At 67.4% G+C, this 1,348-nt stretch carries 1 protein-coding gene; it reads right to left on the bottom strand.

The annotated features are described in order from the left end of the window. Window positions 1-20 precede the first annotated feature (20 nt). Window positions 21-1,094 (bottom strand): IS110 family transposase, encoded by a 1,074-nt coding sequence (locus ACIBB8_RS37935; protein WP_398959979.1) that lies wholly within the window; start codon window positions 1,092-1,094, stop codon window positions 21-23. Window positions 1,095-1,348 lie beyond the last annotated feature (254 nt).

Raw genomic sequence — 1,348 nt, 5'->3', positions numbered from 1 at the left:
GTAGATGCCCCTATGTTTCGTCAAGTGGCTGAAGGTCTCTGTGCGGCCGTCGGAGGCTGGATGTGCCGGTAGAGCTCGCGGGCCACGTAGCGTTTGAGGCAGCGGATGATCTCGCGCTTGGACATGCCTTCGGCGGTGCGTCGTTGCAGGTATGCCTGGGTGCGTTCGTCCCAGCGTATGCGGGTCATCACGATGCGGTAGAGGGCGGCGTTGGCCTGCCGATTACCGCCGCGATTCAGGCGCCGGCGCTGGGTCTTGCCTGAGGACTGCTCGACCGGGCTGACGCCGCACAGGGCAGCGAAGGATGCCTCGTCCGTGAGACGGTCAGGGTTGTCACCTGCGGCGATGAGCAGGACGGCAGCGCTGTCGGGGCCGACGCCGACCAGGTCCAGCATCTGAGGTCGGCAGGAGCGGACGGCCAGGGTGGTGCGTCGGGTCAGCTCCTTGACCTCCGCGGACAGGTGCTGGATCCGTATGGCGAGCAGGCGCATCGTGAAGACTGCCTCGCCCCGCTCGTCGACGAGTGCCGCGCAGGTGGCGACCAGAGCCGGGTTGGTCAGGCCGGTGAGGAGGTCGCGCAGGTCGGGGTCGATGTCCAGCAGGACGGCCTTGAGCTGGTTCATCGCCTGGGTGCGGGCCTTGATTGCCGATTCCTTGGCCAGTCGCAGGACGCGCATGTCCGCCGCGGGGCCGTCCGCGGTCTTGGGTGTGACCGTGGCGCGTCCCGACAGGACGGCGCGAGCGGCCGCGTCCGCGTCGATGGCATCGGTCTTGCCGCGCTTGCGCCGGGTGGCCCGGTCGGGCTGGTTGACCTCGACGACATCGATGCCTTCTCGGCTCAGAGCCCTGGTCAGTGCGGCTCCGTAGGATCCGGTGCACTCGACACCGGCGCGACGCAGGACACCGAACGACCTTGCCCAGGTGATGAGTTGGCGATATCCGACAGCGGTGGTGGGGAACTCCTGGTGGGCGAGTGAGGCTCCCAGCGTAGTGATCACGGCCGCGACGTGGATGTCCTTGTGGGTATCGACCCCCAAGATCACATCCTCTGCCAGGTCCGGGACATGCTGCGTGGGCAGCGTGGGTTGGGGCATGCTGGTGACGGTCACAAGGCTCCTCGGACTGGGGCTGGTGGCCGACGCCGGTCCAATGGGCGGTCAGAACTGTGACGGTGCTTTGTGCAGCAAAGCCCCTATCGGGACACGTCCACAGGGCCGGCGGCAGCGAACACCGCAGGGGGCCGGAAGCCGACAGATCTACTCCAAGGCACCTGCGGCCAGTTGTCGCACGGGTCAGGCTCGGGCCCCCTGCGGCACACCACGAGTCTCACAGTTGTCGCAGATCAGGT

Source organism: Streptomyces sp. NPDC051286 (genome assembly GCF_044455345.1).
Lineage (GTDB): Bacteria > Actinomycetota > Actinomycetes > Streptomycetales > Streptomycetaceae > Streptomyces.
Note: the sequence above shows the minus strand (reverse complement) of the source record. Positions and strands in the feature narration are given on the sequence as shown.